The following is a 17,685-nucleotide window of genomic DNA, read 5'->3' as shown; positions in this document are numbered from 1 at the left end:
CGACGTGGAAACGGCGATGACCAACGACGCGCTGATCGGGCATCCCGACGCGGAATGCATTCTGCCCGAGGGGCTTTCGGTCCGAGTGAAGGTCCCGGCGTCGAGTGCGAATCTGGGTCCGGGGTTCGATTGCCTCGGCATGGCCCTCGCGATCTACGACGAGGTCGCGGTCACCGTCACCGGAACCGGCATCACCGTCGCGGTGACCGGCGAAGCCGCCGACCAGGTTCCGCTCGACGAGCGCCACTTGGTGGCGCGCGCGGTGGTCCGGGGGTTCGAGAGCGCCGGCGTCGCAGTCGGCGGTTTCCACCTCGAATGCCGCAACGCGATCCCGCACTCGCGCGGGCTGGGGTCGTCGGCCGCGGCAGCGGTGGGCGGACTCGCGGCGGCGTCGGCGCTGGTGGCCCTCGACGGTCGGCGCCCGGCCCTCGACGACGCTGCGCTGGTGCAGCTCTCCAGTGAGTTCGAAGGCCATCCCGACAATGCGGCGGCGTCCGTGCTGGGCTCGGCGGTGGTGACGTGGTCGCACGGTCAGGAGTCGTTCTACGCCCGCCGGTTGGAGTTGCATCCGGCGGTGGTGGCCACGGTATTCGTGCCGCAGACCGAGTCGTCCACCGAGACCACGCGCGGCCTGCTTCCCGACGCGGTGCCGCGAGCGGACGCGGTCTTCAACGTCAGCCGCGCGGCACTGGGAGTCGTGGCACTGACCACCGATCCCGCCTGGCTGATCGACGCCACCGAGGACCGTCTGCACCAGGGCTATCGCGAACAGGCGCTTCCAGAGACGACTCGCCTGGTGCATTCATTGCGCGAACGCGGACACGCCGCTACCGTATCGGGTGCTGGGCCTTCGGTTCTGGTGCTGGGAACGAGTCCCCTCGGAACGCACGAGGCAGACCTCGCCGCCGATCTGGGTTTCGCGATGATCCCCGTCGCGGTGGCGGACGGCGTCGAGGTGGTCTCCTGACGCAGCGGCTACCCGGTGGTACGCTGAGAGTGCTTCACCGGGACCCAGGGCGTGTCTGATCTCCACCCGATTGTCCGGCGAACCAACAATTTTTGCTCCTCCACCCGTGTTCTGGGTGGGGCCCCCGGCATCTGAAGCCGGGGAACGAAAGGAATTCCGTGACCGAAACGGATGTGCAGGCACCCAAGCGGGCCCGTACCGGACTTTCCGCCATGCTGCTGCCCGAACTCCGCAGTCTGGCTGCTGAGCTGGGCATCAAGGGCACGTCGGGAATGCGCAAGGGCGATCTGATCGACGTGATCAGGGCTCATCAGCACGGCGGAGCAGGCTCCGCCAAGGGCGCAGAGAAGGCCGCAGCGGACAAGCGTGCAGAGAAGTCCGCAGAGAAGTCCGACGCAGCGAAGTCTGACGCAGCGAAGTCTGCGCCGGAGAAGCCGCAGGCCGGCGAGCGTGCCGCGAACGATCAGCAGCCCGGTGGACGGCGCAACGCCCGGCGCGGCGCCGATGCTGCGGGCGACGGTGGATCGTCGCAGACCGCGAAGGCTCCGCAGACCGACAGCGCTGACCAGAAGAGCGCTGACCAGAAGAGCTCCGACCAGAAGGGCTCCGACCAGCGCAACACCGAGCAGGGCCGCGACGAGAAGCCCGCCCAGCAGCGCGGCGAGCAGGACGGCGACGGCAACCGGCGCAACCGCAACCGGAACCGCGGGGGAGAGCGGAACCAGGGCGACAAGAGCCAGGACGGCGGCGATAAGTCGGGTCAGGGCAATCAGAACCAGGGCGGGAACCAGAACCAGGGTCAGAAGAACCAGGGCGGCAACCAGGGCCAGGGCGGCAACCAGGGCGGCGGTCAGAACCAGAACCGCAACAACAACGATGACGACGACGGCGAGGGCGGTGGTCGTCGCCGCGGACGCCGGTTCCGCGAGCGTCGTCGCGGACGCGACCGCGACGGCGGCAACGCGGGGGAGCCCCAGGTCAACGAGGGCGACGTCCTCGCGCCGGTGGCGGGCATCCTCGACGTGCTCGACAACTACGCGTTCGTGCGGACGTCCGGCTACCTGGCCGGACCCAACGACGTCTACGTATCGATGAACATGGTCCGCCGCAACGGACTGCGCCGCGGTGACGCGATCACCGGTGCCGTGAAGGTGCCGCGCGAGGGCGAGAACCCCAACAACCAGCGGCAGAAGTTCAATCCGCTGGTGCGGCTGGACACCGTCAACGGCACCGACGTCGACTCGGCGCGCAAGCGTCCCGACTTCACCAAGCTGACTCCGCTCTACCCGAATCAGCGACTGCGGCTCGAGACCACGCCCGAACGGATCTCCACCCGCGTCATCGACCTGATCATGCCGATCGGCAAGGGGCAGCGTGCGCTGATCGTCTCCCCGCCGAAGGCCGGTAAGACGACGATCCTGCAGGACATCGCGAACGCGATCACCACCAACAATCCGGAATGCCACCTGATGGTGGTGCTGGTGGACGAGCGTCCCGAAGAAGTCACCGATATGCAGCGGAGTGTGAAGGGCGAGGTCATCGCGTCGACCTTCGACCGCCCGCCGTCGGATCACACCAGCGTCGCGGAGCTCGCGATCGAGCGTGCCAAGCGGCTGGTGGAGAACGGTATGGACGTCGTCGTGCTGCTCGACTCGATCACCCGTCTCGGCCGCGCGTACAACAACGCATCGCCCGCCTCGGGCCGCATCCTCTCCGGTGGTGTCGACTCCCAGGCGCTGTATCCGCCGAAGCGATTCCTCGGTGCCGCGCGCAACATCGAGAACGGCGGATCGCTGACGATCATCGCTTCGGCGCTGGTCGAGACCGGGTCGACGGGCGACACGGTGATCTTCGAGGAGTTCAAGGGCACGGGCAACGCCGAACTGAAGCTCGACCGTAAGATCGCCGAGCGGCGCGTCTTCCCCGCGGTCGACGTCAACCTGTCGAGCACGCGCAAGGACGAGCTCCTGCTGTCGCCGGATGAGTTCGCCATCGTCCACAAACTGCGCCGTCTGCTCTCCGGACTGGACTCGCAGGCCGCGATCGACCTGCTCGTCGCGCAGCTCAAGAAGACGCGGAGCAATGTCGAGTTCCTGATGCAGGTGAGCAAGAACGCGCCCAGCGTCGTCGACAACGACTGAGGCCTCCACCGCGGAGTGGTGCACTGTGCCGTATTCCGTGACCCGAATCGGGTCACGGGGTACGGCACAGGGGCGTTTCGGGAGAGTGCGGCGTCAGTAGACGTCGCGGCGGTACTGACCCGACTCGCGCAGCCGCTGGAGTTCGGCGCGTGCTCCCTCATCGTCGAAGCCGCCGTACTCGCGAATGATCGCCACCAGGGTCTCCTCCACGTCGCGTGCCATCTTGGTGGCGTCGCCGCAGACGTAGAGGACCGCGCCGTCGCGGATCCAGCTGTACAGTTCTTCGCCCCGTCCTCCCATGAGGTGCGAGACGTAGACCTTCTCGTCCTGCTCGCGGGAGAAGGCGACGTCGAGCCGGAGGGTCCCGTCGGCTTCCATCGCCCACATCTCGTCGCGGTACAGGAAGTCCTGGTCGCGATGTCGAGCACCGTGGAACAGCCAGTTGCGTCCTCGGCCGTTGTCCTGGCGGCGCTCGTGCAGAAAGGCACGGAACGGGGCGATGCCCGTGCCCGGGCCCACCATGATGATGTCGGTGTCCGGCTCGGGCAGCCGGAACGACTTGTTGGCCGTCACGTAGATCCCCACGGTGTCGCCGGGTTCCACGCGGTCGGCGAGATAGGTGGACGCGGCGCCGCCGCGGTCGCGGCCATCGCCCCAGAACTCGGTCGCGAAATGTCGCACGGTGGCGGGCGTCAGGTGCAGGGTTCCCTCGTGGACGGCAGGCGACGACGAGATCGAGTACGTGCGGGCGGCGAGGGGGCGCAGTTCGCCGAGGAAGGCCTCGGGCGTCGGAAACCAGGTGGGGTCCAGGTTGAGCAGGTCCAGGACGTCCCTGCCGCGCGACCATTCTTCGAGTGCGGCACGGTCGCCGGCCAGCAGGTCGGCCACCTCTCCGACGCCGCGGGCGTTCGCGAGGTGATCGAGCAGGTACGGCGAGACCGAGGTGATCTCGAAACCGTGTGTGAGTGCATTGGTGAGCGTCCGCTCACCCTTGCGGTCGGTGATCACCGTGTCGCCCGGAACGCCGAGCCGGTCGACGATCGCGGCGACCAGCGCCGGCTCGTTGGCGGGGGTGACGTTGACGGCATCGCCTGGCAGGTACTCCAGCCCGGAGCCGGAGATGTCGAGTACGAGGTGGCGCACCTCCTTGTCGCTGTCGGGTGCCGTCAGGAGGCTGTTGCGCACCACGGTCGCAGGGTACGGATTCCGGCGGGACCAGCGAGGCCGTTTCGAGGCGCGGGCGGTTGCGGCATCACTCGTCGGATTCGCGGTCGTCATGTGTACTCGGTGCTCCCGGAGGCTCGCAGGGACGTGGTGCGGGGTGGACGGCGTCCTCGACCGGGCCGGTCCGAGTACGAGGGTAGACCGTCCGGCGGTCGGCTCCGGTTCGGCCCGACAGGAAGAGAGACCGGTCTCACTGCGATCTGACTGCTGTCGCGCTGGAGGACCGCCAGGCCTCGCACCTGCGCGATTGGCCGGGGTGACCGGGGTTGTGGAATAATTCTCCGGTCAGTCCGGTTCCGGTTCACACCACTGAAAAATCAGAGGTGACCCGGCGACCATGATGAAGGGACATCAATGAAGCAGGGAATCCATCCCGACTACGAGGTGACCACCGTCAACTGCGGTTGCGGCAATGAGTTCACCACGCGCAGCACCGCCAAGGGCGGCCACATCACCGTGGAAGTCTGCTCCAACTGCCACCCGTTCTACACCGGCAAGCAGAAGATCCTCGATACCGGCGGTCGTGTGGCTCGCTTCGAGAAGCGTTACGGCAAGCGCGTCAAGTAGCTTGCATCCGGCGCCCGGCGAGAGATCCCAGCGGATCTCGAGTCGGGCGTCTGTCGTTTAACGCCCACCGTCGTTTAACGCCACCGTCGGTTAACGCCCGCTGTCGTTCGACGCCGCCGTCTGGCGCAGCGCGGCACGCCGGAGTGTCTGGGTGGAGCCTCCTAGGACGAAAGAGAATCATCAGGTGAGTACGCAGGAACCGTCCGCGATCGACGACATCCTCGCCGAGCACGCCGGACTCCAGGCTCAGTTGTCCGACCCGTCGTTGCACGACGATCCGGCCAACGCGCGCCGCGTGGGCAAACGGTTCGCCGAACTCGCACCCGTGATGACCACCTACACCAAGCTCACGGCCGCGCGCGACGACCTCGAGGCGGCCAGGGAACTCGCCGAGGCAGATCCGGGATTCGCCGAGGAGATCCCGGCGCTCGAGTCGACCGTCGCCGAGTTGGACGCCGCGCTGACCGACCTGCTGGCGCCCCGCGATCCACACGATTCCGACGACGTCGTGCTCGAGGTCAAGTCGGGAGCGGGTGGCGAGGAGTCGGCGCTGTTCGCCTCCGACCTCGTCCGCATGTACCTGAAGTACTGCGAGAAGCGCGGCTGGAAGGCGACGGTCCTGGGCGTCACCGAGTCCGATCTCGGCGGCTACAAGGAGGCCACCGTGTCGATCAAGGCGCGGGAGACGCTCCGCGACGGTGTGTGGTCGCGGCTGAAGTTCGAGGGCGGTGTCCACCGGGTTCAGCGGGTTCCGGTCACCGAGTCCCAGGGCCGGATCCACACATCGGCCGCCGGGGTGCTGATCTACCCGGAGCCCGACGAGGTGGAGGAGATCCACATCGACGAGTCCGACCTCCGGATCGACGTCTACCGCAGTTCCGGGAAGGGCGGTCAGGGCGTCAACACCACCGACTCGGCGGTCCGCATCACGCACCTGCCGACGAACATCGTCGTGACCTGTCAGAACGAGCGCTCGCAGTTGCAGAACAAGGCCCGTGCCATGCAGGTGCTCGCGGCGCGGCTCAAGGCCCTGGCGGAGGAGGAGGCCGAGGCCGAGGCCGCCGCCGGCCGGCAGGCGCAGATCCGGACCGTGGACCGTTCGGAGCGGATCCGCACGTACAACTTCCCGGAGAACCGCATCACCGACCACCGGATCGGCTACAAGGCCAACAACCTCGACTCGGTGCTCGACGGTGAGATGGACGCGCTGCTCGACGCGCTCGTCGACGCCGACAAGCAGGCACGCCTGCAGCAGTGACGGCACCCGAAGGCGGTTCGGCCGACGCTCTGCGCCGGTGGGCGGCGGTGCGGCTGGCCGAGGCCGGGATCGACTCGGCCGGTGCCGAGGCCGCCGAACTGGTGGCGCAGATGCTCGGGGTGGATCCCGGACGGCTGCTTCTCGTCGATGAGGTGCCTGCCGAGCTGCGCGGTCGCGTCGTTGCCGCCGTGGAGCAACGCTGCTCGCGGGTTCCTTTGCAGCACATCACTTCTCGCGCATTCTTCGCGGGCCTGGAGTTGACGGTGGGACCGGGAGTCTTCATTCCGCGGCCGGAGACCGAGTTGCTAGCGGAGTGGGCGCTGGCCCGCATCGCCGAACTCCGCGAGAGTGCGGGCGACCCGATCCGCGTGGTCGACCTGTGCTCCGGGAGCGGCGCGCTGGCCCTGGCGATCTCCGCCGGCGCACCCGACGCGACGGTGACGGCCGTCGAGCGCTCGGAGCGGGCGCTGTCGTATCTGCGACGCAACCTCGAGGCGACCGGACTCACGGAACGGGTCGCCGTGGTGCGGGCCGACGTCACCGATGTCGCGGCGGTCGCGCCCCTGCTGGCTTCGGCGCACGTCGTCGTGAGCAACCCGCCGTACGTTCCGTCCGGCGCCGAGGTCTCACCGGAGGTGGCGCACGATCCGCCCGAGGCGGTCTTCTCCGGCGACTGCGGAATGGACCTGATCGATCAACTGGCGCCGATCCTCGCCTCGGCTCTGCGAGTGGGCGCGTCTGTGGCCGTCGAGCACGACGACACGACCGCCGATCTGGTGCGCGACGCGCTGACGGCGACCGGCGGATTCGCCGCCGTCCGCACCCATGACGACCTCGCCGGGCGACCCCGGTTCGTGACCGCTGTACGAGCAGCCGTCGGTGACCCTGCGCGATCGGGGGCCGACGGCGTGGAAGGATGGAATACGTGAGCGCGGTGTTCGATTGCAGTGATCCAGACGAGCGGGAAGCCGGAATCCGGGCGGCGGTGGGAGCCGTGCGCGCCGGGCGGCTCATCGTGATGCCGACCGACACGGTCTACGGACTCGGGTGCGACGCATTCGACAGCGAAGCGGTCGCGTCGCTGCTGGCGGCGAAGGGCCGCGGGCGGGACATGCCGGTACCGGTCCTGGTGGGCTCGTGGCACACCGTGGACGGTCTCGTCAGGTCGGTGTCGCCGCAGGCCCGAGAGCTGGTGCAGGCCTTCTGGCCGGGCGGTTTGAGCCTGGTGGTGGAGCAGGCCCCGTCTCTCGCCTGGGATCTCGGCGACACCTCGGGCAGCGTGATGATCCGCATGCCCCTGCATCCGGTCGCGATCGAATTGCTGCGGGAGATCGGGCCGATGGCCGTCTCCAGCGCCAATATCTCCGGCCATCCGCCGGCGGTGCAGGTGCACCAGGCCCGCGAGCAGCTGCAGGAGAAGGTGTCGGTCTATCTCGACGGCGGTCCGGCCGACCATGCCGTCGCCTCGACGATCGTCGACCTCACCGGCCCGGGCCCTCGCATTCTGCGTGAGGGCGCGATCACCGCCGAGGACATCGCCGAAGTGCTCGACGTGGACGCGGATGAGCTCCGGGGACGGCCGTGACCGATCCGCTGGCGAGTGATCCGGAGATCGCCGAACTGCTTCGGCGCGAGGAGACGCGCCGGCGCGGCAGCCTGCAGATGGTGGCCGCGGAGTCGACGGCCACCCCCGCGGTGCGGGCCGCGGTCGGATCGATTCTGGCGGACAAGTACGCCGAGGGCTATCCCGGCCACCGGTACCACGGCGGAGCGGAGGTGGTCGACGAGGTCGAGCAGCTCGCGATCAGCCGCGCGCACACGCTGTTCGGCGCCGATTACGTCAACGTCCAGCCGCTGTCGTGGGCGCTCGCGAACTTCGCGGTGTACGCCGCGTTCTCGCAGCCGGGCGATCAGGTGCTCTCCCTGAATCTCAAGCACGGCGGCCACCAGTCACACGGCTCGCGCGCGAACCTGTCGGGACGCTGGTTCAGTGTCCTGAACTACGAGGTCCGCCGCGACACCGAGCGGATCGACTACGACCAGATCCGGGATCTGGCCCTGATCCACCGGCCGCGGATTCTCGTCGCGGGCGGTACGTCCTACTCCCGGTCGTGGGACTTCGCGGCGATGCGCACCATCGCCGACGAGGCCGACTGCATCCTCTGGGTCGACGCGGCGCATCTGGCCGGTCTCGCCGTCGGCGGGGTGCTCGACTCGCCCGTGCCGTACGCCGACGTGGTGACGGTCGCCACCAACAAGGTGATGCGCGGACCGCGCGGCGGACTGCTGCTCGCCAGGTCCGAACACGAGGACTCGCTCTCGCGGGCGGTGTACCCGTTCATGCAGGGTGCTCCGGCGATGCACTCGATCGCGGCCAAGGCGGTGGCGTTCGGCGAGTGCCTGCGCCCGGAGTACGCGGCCTATGCCCGCGACGTGGCAGACGACGCCGCCACCCTGGCCACCGAACTGGGCGCCCGCGGGCTGCGCACCGTCTCGGGCGGCACCGACACGCATCTGGCGGTGATCGAGGTCTCGTCGCTCGGCATCACCGGACGGGAAGCGGCCAAGCGGCTGGCGGCCTGCCGGATCATCGTCGACAAGGCGGTCACCCCGTTCGACGAGGCGCCGGTCTCCGAGGGCTCGGCCATCCGCTTCGGCACGGCCGTACTCGCCGCCGACGGACTGCGGCCCGCGGACATGCCGCAGATCGCCGACCTCATGCTCGACGCCATGCGGACCGATCCGTCCGACGAGGCCCGCCGCGCGGCGATCACCGCCGCCGTGGCGGCCGTGGGGGAGGGGTGACGGTGCTCGGATACGCGCTGGAGTCGTCCGGCGGCGGTGCTGGCGTGCCCTTGCGCGAACTCGCGCTCGTCGGCCTCACCGCCGCGGGGATCACGTACTTCCTGACCTCGCTGGTGCGGGTCTGTGCGGTCCGCTTCGGCGCCGTCGCCGTTCCCCGGCAGCGTGACGTCCATGTGATCCCGACGCCGCGGCTCGGCGGTGTCGGAATGTACATCGGCATCGTCTGCGCGATCGGCCTGGCCGCACAGTTGCCCGCTTTGAACCGCGGATTCTCGTACACCCACGACATGCTGGCCGTCATCACCGCGGGACTGGTGATCGTGCTCGTCGGCGTGATCGACGACCGCTGGGGCCTGGATGCGCTGACCAAATTCGTCGGACAGCTCACCGCCGCCGGCGTCCTGGTCATCATGGGCGTCAGCTGGTACCTGCTCTACGTGCCGTTCGCCGACATCGGCACGGTGGTCCTCGATCCGCTCCAGGCCGGCCTGCTCACCGTCGCCATCACGGTCACCACGATCAACGCGATCAATTTCGTCGACGGACTCGACGGCCTCGCGGCCGGACTCGGGCTCATCGCCGCCAGTGCGATCTGCCTGTTCTCCCTCGGACTCCTCCACGACCAGGGCGGCGACGTGAGTTACTACCCGCCGGCCCTGATCACCGTGGCTCTCGCCGGCGCGTGCCTGGGCTTTCTGCCGCACAACTTCTCGCCGGCGCGGATCTTCATGGGCGACTCGGGCGCCATGCTGATCGGACTCATGCTCGCCGCCGCGTCGACGAGCGCCTCGGGCCGCGTCGCCCGCAGCGCATACGGCCCCGCGGATATGTTCACCCTGCTCTCGCCGCTGATCCTGGTGGCGGCGGTGATGTTCATTCCGATGCTCGACATGATCATGGCGGTGATCCGGCGGACGCGCGCCGGAGTGGGCTTCTACACGCCGGACAAGATGCACCTTCACCACCGGTTGCTCGAACTCGGACATTCGCAGCGACGCGTGGCGCTGCTGATCTACCTGTGGGTCGGCGTGCTGGCCTTCTCCGTGGCGGCGGGCAGCCTGCTGCCTCTCGAGGTGGTGATGCCGCTGTTCTTCGGTGGTCTGGTCATCGCGCTGGCGGCGACCTTCGCTCCGCGGTTGAGCCGCCGGTTCGCCCGATAGCGGGGCGGCTGGCTAACCTGGTCTCTCGTGTCGACCAATGACGAGAACGAATCACCCGAACCGGCCGCGAGCGGCATCGACTCGGGGGCGCTGGACGAGGCCACCGATCCCACCGCGCCGCTGCGGGCCGGCCTCAAGTACGGCCTCTACGGACTCGGGGCGCTGCTCGTCGCGGGCCTGCTGATCTGGTGGCCCTGGAAGGGCACTCCGGGGTTGTGGGGCGTACTGGTGGGCGCAGCGATCGGCGGCGGCTTCATCCTCATCACGGTGTTGACCATCCTGCTCACCGCGAAGGCGTCACCGAGCGTGGTGATGGGGGCCCTCATGGGTGGATACCTCGTCAAGGTGGTGATCGTGATCGCTGTGACCGCGCTTCTGAAGGATATGACCTTCTACAGCAAAGGCGCGCTGGTCAGCATGCTGATCGGCGCGATCGTTCTGGTTCTGGGCAGCGAACTGTGGGGAGTGTTGACCACCCGGCAGACCTATGTGGGTCCGGACGCCGACTCGGAGGTCTGAATGTGACGAGTATCACGAAGGGTCGCCTGACCAGCTACTACGGCTGATAGTAGAACGATTGCATCGGGACGATATGCAGATATTGTCGCCCCGGATTGGTCGCTGACCATCCTGACTTGCTAGTCTGCTCACCGCGGGTCGATGCGGCAATGTGCAGTTCAATGCACTGCGGCACCTCGCACACTGAACGATGGAACCCGCCGGCTGAGAAGTTGTGCGGGCCCGAGAACGGGAGAGAACGCTGAGCGCCACCCTCGCAGCCGAGTTCCACGCACCGTCCCTGGATGACTTCTACCCCCCGATGCTGTTCGGAGAAGACACCTGGTGGGGAATGGACCGGCTCATGCTGATCCGAGTCGTCGTGGCGGTGCTCGTCGCGGCGTTTTTCGCGCTCGCTCTGCGCAGCCCCAAGATCGTCCCGAGTGGTCTTCAGAACGTCGGTGAGAGCTTCATCGACTGGGTGCGCATCAACATCGCCGAGGAGATCCTCGGCAAGCAGAACGGCCGCAAGTTCCTGCCGATCATCGCCTCGATCTTCTTCGCGACGATCTTCCTGAACTTGACCTCGATCATCCCGTTCCTGAACATCTCCACCAACGCACGCATCGGCATGCCGCTGGTGATGGCGGCGGTCGCCTACATCACCTACTGCTGGGTGGGCATCGCCAAGTTCGGCTTCTTCGGCTTCATCCGATCCTCGATCGTGCTCCCCGGTGTGCCGCTGCCGATCCACTTCCTGCTGGTTCCGATCGAGTTCGTCTCGACCTTCATTCTGCGGCCGTTCACGCTGACCGTCCGACTCATGGCCAACATGCTGTCCGGCCACATCATGCTCGCGCTGTTCTTCGCCGCGACGCAGTTCTTCATCATCGACAAGAGCGGCATCTGGAGCGTCGCCGGACTGGGCTCGCTCGTCGCCGCCGTCGGCTTCACCTTCTTCGAACTTCTGGTCATCGCGCTGCAGGCGTACATCTTCGCTCTGCTGACCGCGGTCTACATCGACCAGTCGATCCACGCAGACGCGCACTGACACGACTCGTCCTGACCAACTGAATACTTCGGGCCGGCACGAGCGCCGGACCGAAACAGACTGACTCGCTCGCCCGACCGGGTGGGGAGCCACCAAGAAAGGGAATCGCAAAGATGAGCTACATCGCCCAGACTCTGGCCGACGAAACCATCACGGGTAAGGGCTTCGGCGCGATCGGCTACGGCCTCGCTGCCATCGGCCCCGGTATCGGCGTCGGCATCGTGGCCGGCAAGGCCATCGAGGGTATCGCCCGTCAGCCCGAGCTGGCCGGTCAGATCCGCACCACCATGTTCCTCGGTATCGCACTCTCTGAGGCTCTGGCGCTGATCGGTATCGTCGCCGGCTTCATCTTCTGATACGAGACCACGACATGATCAACACCAGTCTGATTCTCGCCGAAGAGAGCGAGAGCCATAACCCGCTCCTTCCCGAGTGGTACGACATCACCTGGTCGCTGGTCGCCTTCGCCGTCGTCCTCTTCGTCTTCTGGAAGTTCGTCATCCCGCGGTACCGCAAGGTGCTCGACGAGCGTCACGACACGATCGAGGGCGGTATCGCCCGCGCCGAGGCGGCTCAGGCCGAAGCGGCTCAGCAGCTGGCGGCGTACCGCGAGCAGCTCGCAGGAGCTCGTGAAGAGGCTGCGGCGATCCGCGACGAGGCACGCACCCAGGGTGCGCAGATCGTCTCGGACATGAAGGCTCAGGCAACCACCGAGAGCGAGCGGATCATCGCCAACGGCGCGGCTCAGCTCGACGCCCAGCGTCAGCAGGTCGTCTCCGAACTGCGCGGTGACCTCGGCAAGCTGTCGGTCGATCTGGCCGAGAAGCTGGTCGGTGCGTCCCTGTCGGACGACGTCAAGCAGGCCGGAACCGTCGACCGGTTCCTCGCCGAGCTGGACGGCGTGTCGAACGAGACCGCCAAGTAATCCGATGGATACACCGATGGTGCGGGTCGGCGAGGGGGTCGGAGAGATCTCCGTCCCTCGCTCCGCCGCATCCGAGGCAAGCCGACACCCAGGCGGGGTCCGCCTAGACAAGGAATGTAGCTAGATGTACGCAGCGTCAAGCCGCGAAGCCCTCGAAGGGGCCCGCGTTGAGCTGGAAACCGTCCTTCGTGGAACCTCCGCATCGTCCGACACCGATGCGGTGACTGTCGGCGAGGAACTGCTGTCGGTGTCCGACGCCGTCAGTGGTGACCGCTCGCTGCGCATCGCGCTGGCCGACTCGAGCACTGCGCCCGACACCCGGGCGGCAGTGGCCGACAAGGTCCTGACCGGCAAGGTCTCTGACGCCACCCGTTCCATCGTCTCCTCGACGGCGGCGCGGGCGTGGTCAAGCGATGCCGACCTCGTCGAAGGCCTCCGCCGGCTGGGCCGAGAGGCTCTGCTGCTGGCTGCCAAGGACGCGGGCAAGTCCGATGCCGTCGAAGACGAGCTGTTCCGCCTCGCACGCGTGATCAAGGGCGACACGGCTCTGGAGCAGGCACTGTCCGATCGTGCACGCAGCACCGCCGATCGCACCGCGTTGCTGCGCAAGCTGATCGACGGCAAGGTGGACACCATCACCGAGCGGCTGGCGGTGAACGCGGTCGCGACCACCGAGGAGCTCCCCGGCGACGCGGTCGACGAACTGTCGCAGCTCGCCGCGGCGAGCAACGGCCGCAAGGTCGCCTACGTCACCAGCGCGGGCGAGCTGTCGAGCGATCAGCGCAACGCGCTCGCGGCCAAGCTCACCGAGATCTACTCGGCACCCGTCACCCTGCACGTCGACATCGATCCCGAGCTTCTCGGCGGCGTCGTGGTGCGTGTCGGTGACGAACGCATCGACGGCAGCATCTCGGGCAAGATCGCGACGCTGCGTCGCGGCCTGCGGTAACACCATCGCACGTCACCACAATCGATTCCCAAGACCAAGAACCAGAAAGCCAGGAAGAGCAGGAACATGGCGGAGTTGACCATCTCCTCCGATGAAATTCGGAGCGCGATCGCAAGTTACACCGAAGACGTGGGCAACCAGGCCTCGCGAGAAGAGATCGGCACCGTCACCGACACCGGCGACGGCATCGCTCACGTCAGCGGCCTTCCGGGTGCCATGGCCAACGAGCTGCTGGAGTTTCCCGGCGGCATCCGCGGCGTCGCACTGAACCTCGACCTGGACGAGGTCGGCGCCGTCATCCTCGGTGACTCGGAGAACATCGAAGAGGGCCAGGAAGTCAAGCGCACCGGCAACGTCCTGTCGGTCCCGGTCGGCGACAAGTTCCTCGGCCGAGTCATCGACCCGCTGGGCTCGCCGATCGACGGACTGGGCGCCATCGAGTCCGAGGGCGACCGCGTCCTCGAACTGCAGGCAGCCACCGTCCTCGAGCGTCAGCCGGTCGAGGAGTCCCTCGCCACCGGTATCAAGGCCGTCGACGCGATGACCGCGATCGGCCGCGGCCAGCGTCAGCTGGTCATCGGCGACCGCAAGACCGGCAAGACCGCGCTCTGCATCGACGCCATCCTGAACCAGAAGGCCAACTGGGCCACCGGTGATCCGGAGAAGCAGGTTCGCTGCATCTACGTCGCCATCGGTCAGAAGGGCTCGACCATCGCGGGCGTCAAGACCGCCCTCGAAGAGGCGGGCGCGATGGAGTACACCACCATCGTCGCCGCTCCGGCGTCCGACTCGGCCGGCTTCAAGTGGCTCGCACCGTACACCGGCTCGGCCCTCGGCCAGCACTGGATGTACCAGGGCAAGCACGTCCTGATCGTGTTCGACGACCTGTCGAAGCAGGCTGAGGCCTACCGTGCGATCTCGCTGCTGCTGCGCCGCCCGCCGGGCCGCGAGGCGTACCCCGGTGACGTGTTCTACCTGCACTCCCGCCTGCTGGAGCGTTGCGCCAAGCTGTCCGACGAGCTCGGCGGCGGATCGATGACCGGCCTGCCGATCATCGAGACCAAGGCCAACGACGTCTCGGCGTTCATTCCGACCAACGTCATCTCGATCACCGACGGTCAGGTCTTCCTCGAGTCGGACCTGTTCAACAAGGGCGTCCGCCCGGCGATCAACGTCGGTATCTCGGTCTCCCGTGTCGGTGGCGCCGCGCAGACCAAGGGCCTGAAGGACGTCTCCGGCTCGCTGCGTCTGGAACTCGCGCAGTTCCGTGAGCTGGAGGCCTTCTCGGCCTTCGCCTCGGACCTGGACGCCGCGTCGAAGGCACAGCTCGAGCGCGGTGCCCGCTGGGTGGAACTGCTCAAGCAGGATCAGTACAGCCCGGTCGCCGTCGAGGACCAGATCGTCTCGCTGTACCTCTGCGGCGAGGGCTTCATGGACTCGGTGCCGGTGGCCGACATCCGTCGCTTCGAGGCCGAGCTCCTCGGCGATCTGCGGCACACCGCCTCCGGCGTGTACAGCAACATCGCCGGCGGCAAGAAGCTCACCGACGAGGACAAGGCCGCGCTCGCGACCGCCACGAACAACTTCAAGGCCGGCTTCATCGCCTCTGACGGCAGCCGTGTCGTCGAGGTCGAGGCCGACCCGCTGGCGCCCGAGGACGTCGAGTCCGAGACGATCCGAGTGACGAAGAAGCTGAAGTAACATGGCAACCATTCGGGAGCTGCGCTCACGGATCAAGTCGATTCAATCGACGAAGAAGATCACGAAGGCGCAGGAGCTGATCGCGACCTCGCGGATCACCAAGGCTCAGGCACGGGTGGCTGCCGCCCGTCCCTACGCCCAGGAGATCACCCGGGTCGTCACGACGCTGGCGAACGCCTCCACGTCCCTGGACAGCCCGCTGCTGGTCGATCGGGAGAACCCGCGCCGCGCCGCGGTCCTGGTCGTCACCAGCGACAGCGGTCAGTGCGGCGGGTACAACTCGAACGTGCTGAAGGAGACCGAGGAACTCCTCTCGTTGCTCCGCAGCGAGGGCAAGGAACCGGTCGTGTACGTGATGGGCCGCAAGGGCATCGGGTACTACACCTTCCGTGACCGTCCGGTGGCCGCCGGCTGGTCCGGGTTCTCCCAGCAGCCGAAGTTCTCCGACAGCGCCGACGCGGTCCACCATCTCGTGGACTCCTTCCTGGCCGGATCCGGTGAGTCGGTGGCGCTGCCCGAGGGCGGCGAGATCGAGGGCGTCGACGAACTGCACATCGTCTACACGCGTTTCGTGTCGATGCTGACGCAGAAGCCGGTGGTGCGCCGGATGGCGCCGATCGACGTCGAGTTCGAGATCGAGCAGTTGAACATGGGGGAGGACATCCTCGAGGACTCCGCCAACGCCGAGGTGAGCGCCGAGGTGGAGTTCGAGCCCGAGGCCAAGGAACTGCTCGACGCGCTGTTGCCGAAGTACGTGGCATCGCGGATCTTCGCTGCGCTGCTCGAGTCGGCGGCATCGGAGAATGCGGCACGTCGCACCGCCATGAAGGCGGCGACCGACAACGCGACCGAGCTCGAGAGGAACCTGTCCCGTCAGGCCAACGCGGCCCGTCAGGCGCAGATCACCCAGGAAATCAGCGAGATCGTCGGCGGCGTCGAAGCGCTGGCGAACTGATCGCGACACAAGACACACCTGAAGGAAAGTGAAGAACAATGACTGCAGCAGTCACTGATACGCCGGGGGCCGCGTCCGCGACAGCCGGTCGTGTCGCCCGGGTGATCGGCCCCGTCGTCGATGTCGAGTTCCCGCGCGGCGCCATTCCCGCCCTGTTCAACGCCCTGCACGCGGAGGTCACCCTTCCGGCGGTCGCGAAGACCCTGACGCTCGAGGTCGCTCAGCACCTCGGCGACAACGTCGTCCGCACCGTCTCGATGCAGCCCACCGACGGCCTCGTCCGCGGTGCGGCCGTCGTCGACACCGGCAAGCCGATCTCGGTTCCCGTCGGTGACGTCGTCAAGGGCCACGTCTTCAACGCGCTGGGCGACTGCCTGGATGCGCCGGGCACCGGTCGCGACGGCGAGCAGTGGGGTATCCACCGCAAGCCGCCGGCCTTCGATCAGCTCGAGGGCAAGACCGAGATCCTCGAGACCGGCATCAAGGTCATCGACCTGCTGACCCCGTACGTCAAGGGCGGCAAGATCGGTCTGTTCGGTGGCGCCGGTGTCGGCAAGACCGTTCTGATCCAGGAGATGATCACCCGTATCGCTCGCGAGTTCTCGGGCACCTCGGTGTTCGCGGGCGTCGGCGAGCGTACGCGTGAGGGCACCGACCTCCACCTCGAGATGGAGGAGATGGGCGTTCTTCAGGACACCGCGCTGGTGTTCGGCCAGATGGACGAGCCGCCGGGCACGCGTATGCGCGTCGCTCTCTCGGCCCTGACCATGGCCGAGTACTTCCGCGACGTGCAGCACCAGGACGTGCTGCTGTTCATCGACAACATCTTCCGTTTCACCCAGGCCGGTTCCGAGGTCTCGACCCTGCTCGGCCGTATGCCTTCGGCTGTGGGTTACCAGCCCACGCTGGCCGACGAGATGGGCGAGCTGCAGGAGCGCATCACCTCGACCAAGGGCCGTTCGATCACCTCGCTGCAGGCGATCTACGTCCCCGCGGACGACTACACCGACCCCGCGCCGGCAACCACGTTCGCGCACCTCGACGCCACCACCGAGCTCTCGCGCCCGATCTCGCAGCTGGGTATCTACCCGGCCGTGGATCCGCTGACCTCGACCTCGCGAATCCTCGAGGCCTCGATCGTGGGCGACGAGCACTTCCGCGTCGCCAACGAGGTCAAGCGCATCCTGCAGAAGTACAAGGAGCTGCAGGACATCATCGCGATCCTCGGTATGGACGAGCTCTCGGAAGAGGACAAGGTCACGGTCGCGCGCGCCCGTCGCCTGCAGAAGTTCCTCGGCCAGAACTTCCTGGTCGCCGAGAAGTTCACCGGCCAGAAGGGTTCGGTCGTCCCGCTGTCGGACACCATCGAGGCCTTCGACCGCGTGTGCAAGGGCGAGTTCGATCACCTGCCCGAGCAGGCCTTCAACAGCTGCGGCGGGCTCGACGACGTCGAGGCTGCAGCCAAGAAGATCGCCGGAAAGTAG

General features: G+C 67.4%; 17 protein-coding genes. 16 read left to right on the top strand and 1 reads right to left on the bottom strand.

Going from position 1 to position 17,685, the window contains the following annotated elements; genetic code table 11:
• Positions 1 to 16 precede the first annotated feature (16 nt).
• Both thrB and rho read left to right on the top strand, forming a co-directional pair.
• Positions 17 to 967 carry a homoserine kinase gene (thrB, locus tag ACE11G_RS11720; RefSeq protein ID WP_039867429.1) on the top strand — a complete coding sequence of 317 codons (951 nt, stop codon included), beginning with the start codon at positions 17 to 19 and terminating at the stop codon, positions 965 to 967.
• A gap of 212 nt (positions 968 to 1,179) precedes the next feature.
• Entirely contained in the window at positions 1,180 to 3,108 is a 1,929-nt protein-coding gene (gene rho, locus ACE11G_RS11715; protein WP_217997340.1) for a transcription termination factor Rho, read from the top strand.
• 93 nt (positions 3,109 to 3,201) lie between these two features.
• On the opposite strand, the gene ACE11G_RS11710 is transcribed toward rho, so the two are convergent.
• Entirely contained in the window at positions 3,202 to 4,386 is a 1,185-nt protein-coding gene (locus tag ACE11G_RS11710; RefSeq protein WP_062367562.1) for a sulfite reductase flavoprotein subunit alpha, read from the bottom strand.
• Positions 4,387 to 4,686: 300 nt separating this feature from the next.
• On the opposite strand from ACE11G_RS11710, the gene rpmE reads away from it, so the two are divergent.
• The 14 genes from rpmE (at position 4,687) to atpD (ending at position 17,685) form a co-directional block, all read left to right on the top strand.
• Positions 4,687 to 4,899, top strand: a complete 213-nt coding sequence (gene rpmE, locus ACE11G_RS11705; protein WP_006896411.1) for a 50S ribosomal protein L31 — start codon at positions 4,687 to 4,689, stop codon at positions 4,897 to 4,899.
• A 184-nt stretch (positions 4,900 to 5,083) separates the two neighbouring features.
• Positions 5,084 to 6,157: a peptide chain release factor 1 gene (gene prfA, locus ACE11G_RS11700; RefSeq protein WP_062367563.1), complete on the top strand. Its 1,074-nt coding sequence runs from the start codon at positions 5,084 to 5,086 to the stop codon at positions 6,155 to 6,157.
• Entirely contained in the window at positions 6,154 to 7,086 is a 933-nt protein-coding gene (gene prmC / locus ACE11G_RS11695; RefSeq protein ID WP_062367564.1) for a peptide chain release factor N(5)-glutamine methyltransferase, read from the top strand. Before prfA ends, prmC begins: the two co-directional genes overlap by 4 nt.
• Positions 7,083 to 7,742 (top strand): L-threonylcarbamoyladenylate synthase, encoded by a 660-nt coding sequence (locus tag ACE11G_RS11690; protein WP_062367573.1) that lies wholly within the window; start codon positions 7,083 to 7,085, stop codon positions 7,740 to 7,742. The genes prmC and ACE11G_RS11690 overlap by 4 nt, the downstream gene beginning before the upstream one ends.
• A complete protein-coding gene (gene glyA / locus ACE11G_RS11685; RefSeq protein ID WP_006896407.1) occupies positions 7,739 to 8,962 on the top strand; it encodes a serine hydroxymethyltransferase in 1,224 nt (407 codons plus the stop codon). Before ACE11G_RS11690 ends, glyA begins: the two co-directional genes overlap by 4 nt.
• Before the next feature lie 2 nt (positions 8,963 to 8,964).
• Positions 8,965 to 10,122: a glycosyltransferase family 4 protein gene (locus ACE11G_RS11680; protein ID WP_062367574.1), complete on the top strand. Its 1,158-nt coding sequence runs from the start codon at positions 8,965 to 8,967 to the stop codon at positions 10,120 to 10,122.
• A 27-nt stretch (positions 10,123 to 10,149) separates the two neighbouring features.
• Positions 10,150 to 10,641 carry a hypothetical protein gene (locus tag ACE11G_RS11675; protein WP_006896405.1) on the top strand — a complete coding sequence of 164 codons (492 nt, stop codon included), beginning with the start codon at positions 10,150 to 10,152 and terminating at the stop codon, positions 10,639 to 10,641.
• Positions 10,642 to 10,942: 301 nt separating this feature from the next.
• Positions 10,943 to 11,671: a F0F1 ATP synthase subunit A gene (gene atpB / locus ACE11G_RS11670; protein WP_231875735.1), complete on the top strand. Its 729-nt coding sequence runs from the start codon at positions 10,943 to 10,945 to the stop codon at positions 11,669 to 11,671.
• 113 nt (positions 11,672 to 11,784) lie between these two features.
• Positions 11,785 to 12,027 carry an ATP synthase F0 subunit C gene (locus ACE11G_RS11665; RefSeq protein ID WP_006896403.1) on the top strand — a complete coding sequence of 81 codons (243 nt, stop codon included), beginning with the start codon at positions 11,785 to 11,787 and terminating at the stop codon, positions 12,025 to 12,027.
• Between the two features lie 14 nt (positions 12,028 to 12,041).
• Positions 12,042 to 12,596, top strand: a complete 555-nt coding sequence (locus ACE11G_RS11660; RefSeq protein WP_006896402.1) for a F0F1 ATP synthase subunit B — start codon at positions 12,042 to 12,044, stop codon at positions 12,594 to 12,596.
• A gap of 124 nt (positions 12,597 to 12,720) precedes the next feature.
• Positions 12,721 to 13,545 (top strand): F0F1 ATP synthase subunit delta, encoded by an 825-nt coding sequence (locus tag ACE11G_RS11655; RefSeq protein WP_006896401.1) that lies wholly within the window; start codon positions 12,721 to 12,723, stop codon positions 13,543 to 13,545.
• 66 nt (positions 13,546 to 13,611) lie between these two features.
• On the top strand, positions 13,612 to 15,246 hold the full coding sequence (gene atpA / locus ACE11G_RS11650) for a F0F1 ATP synthase subunit alpha (protein WP_006896400.1): 1,635 nt from the start codon (positions 13,612 to 13,614) through the stop codon (positions 15,244 to 15,246).
• 1 nt (position 15,247) lies between these two features.
• Positions 15,248 to 16,201, top strand: a complete 954-nt coding sequence (locus ACE11G_RS11645) for a F0F1 ATP synthase subunit gamma (protein WP_006896399.1) — start codon at positions 15,248 to 15,250, stop codon at positions 16,199 to 16,201.
• A gap of 38 nt (positions 16,202 to 16,239) precedes the next feature.
• The gene (gene atpD, locus ACE11G_RS11640; RefSeq protein WP_006896398.1) at positions 16,240 to 17,685 is read left to right on the top strand and encodes a F0F1 ATP synthase subunit beta; all 1,446 of its coding nucleotides are present in this window, start codon (positions 16,240 to 16,242) and stop codon (positions 17,683 to 17,685) included.

Source organism: Gordonia sp. PS3, from assembly GCF_041950545.1.
GTDB classification, from domain to species: Bacteria; Actinomycetota; Actinomycetes; order Mycobacteriales; family Mycobacteriaceae; genus Gordonia; species Gordonia sihwensis.
Note: the sequence above shows the minus strand (reverse complement) of the source record. Positions and strands in the feature narration are given on the sequence as shown.

What these genes read in the sequence shown, in the direction of transcription:
- thrB (WP_039867429.1), top strand. Translation starts at nt 17, where the DNA reads ATGACCAACGACGCGCTGATCGGGCATCCCGACGCGGAATGCATTCTG.
- rho (WP_217997340.1), top strand. Translation starts at nt 1,180, where the DNA reads ATGCTGCTGCCCGAACTCCGCAGTCTGGCTGCTGAGCTGGGCATCAAG.
- ACE11G_RS11710 (WP_062367562.1), bottom strand. Translation starts at nt 4,386, where the DNA reads ATGACGACCGCGAATCCGACGAGTGATGCCGCAACCGCCCGCGCCTCG.
- rpmE (WP_006896411.1), top strand. Translation starts at nt 4,687, where the DNA reads ATGAAGCAGGGAATCCATCCCGACTACGAGGTGACCACCGTCAACTGC.
- atpB (WP_231875735.1), top strand. Translation starts at nt 10,943, where the DNA reads ATGCTGTTCGGAGAAGACACCTGGTGGGGAATGGACCGGCTCATGCTG.
- ACE11G_RS11665 (WP_006896403.1), top strand. Translation starts at nt 11,785, where the DNA reads ATGAGCTACATCGCCCAGACTCTGGCCGACGAAACCATCACGGGTAAG.
- ACE11G_RS11660 (WP_006896402.1), top strand. Translation starts at nt 12,042, where the DNA reads ATGATCAACACCAGTCTGATTCTCGCCGAAGAGAGCGAGAGCCATAAC.
- ACE11G_RS11655 (WP_006896401.1), top strand. Translation starts at nt 12,721, where the DNA reads ATGTACGCAGCGTCAAGCCGCGAAGCCCTCGAAGGGGCCCGCGTTGAG.
- atpA (WP_006896400.1), top strand. Translation starts at nt 13,612, where the DNA reads ATGGCGGAGTTGACCATCTCCTCCGATGAAATTCGGAGCGCGATCGCA.
- ACE11G_RS11645 (WP_006896399.1), top strand. Translation starts at nt 15,248, where the DNA reads ATGGCAACCATTCGGGAGCTGCGCTCACGGATCAAGTCGATTCAATCG.
- atpD (WP_006896398.1), top strand. Translation starts at nt 16,240, where the DNA reads ATGACTGCAGCAGTCACTGATACGCCGGGGGCCGCGTCCGCGACAGCC.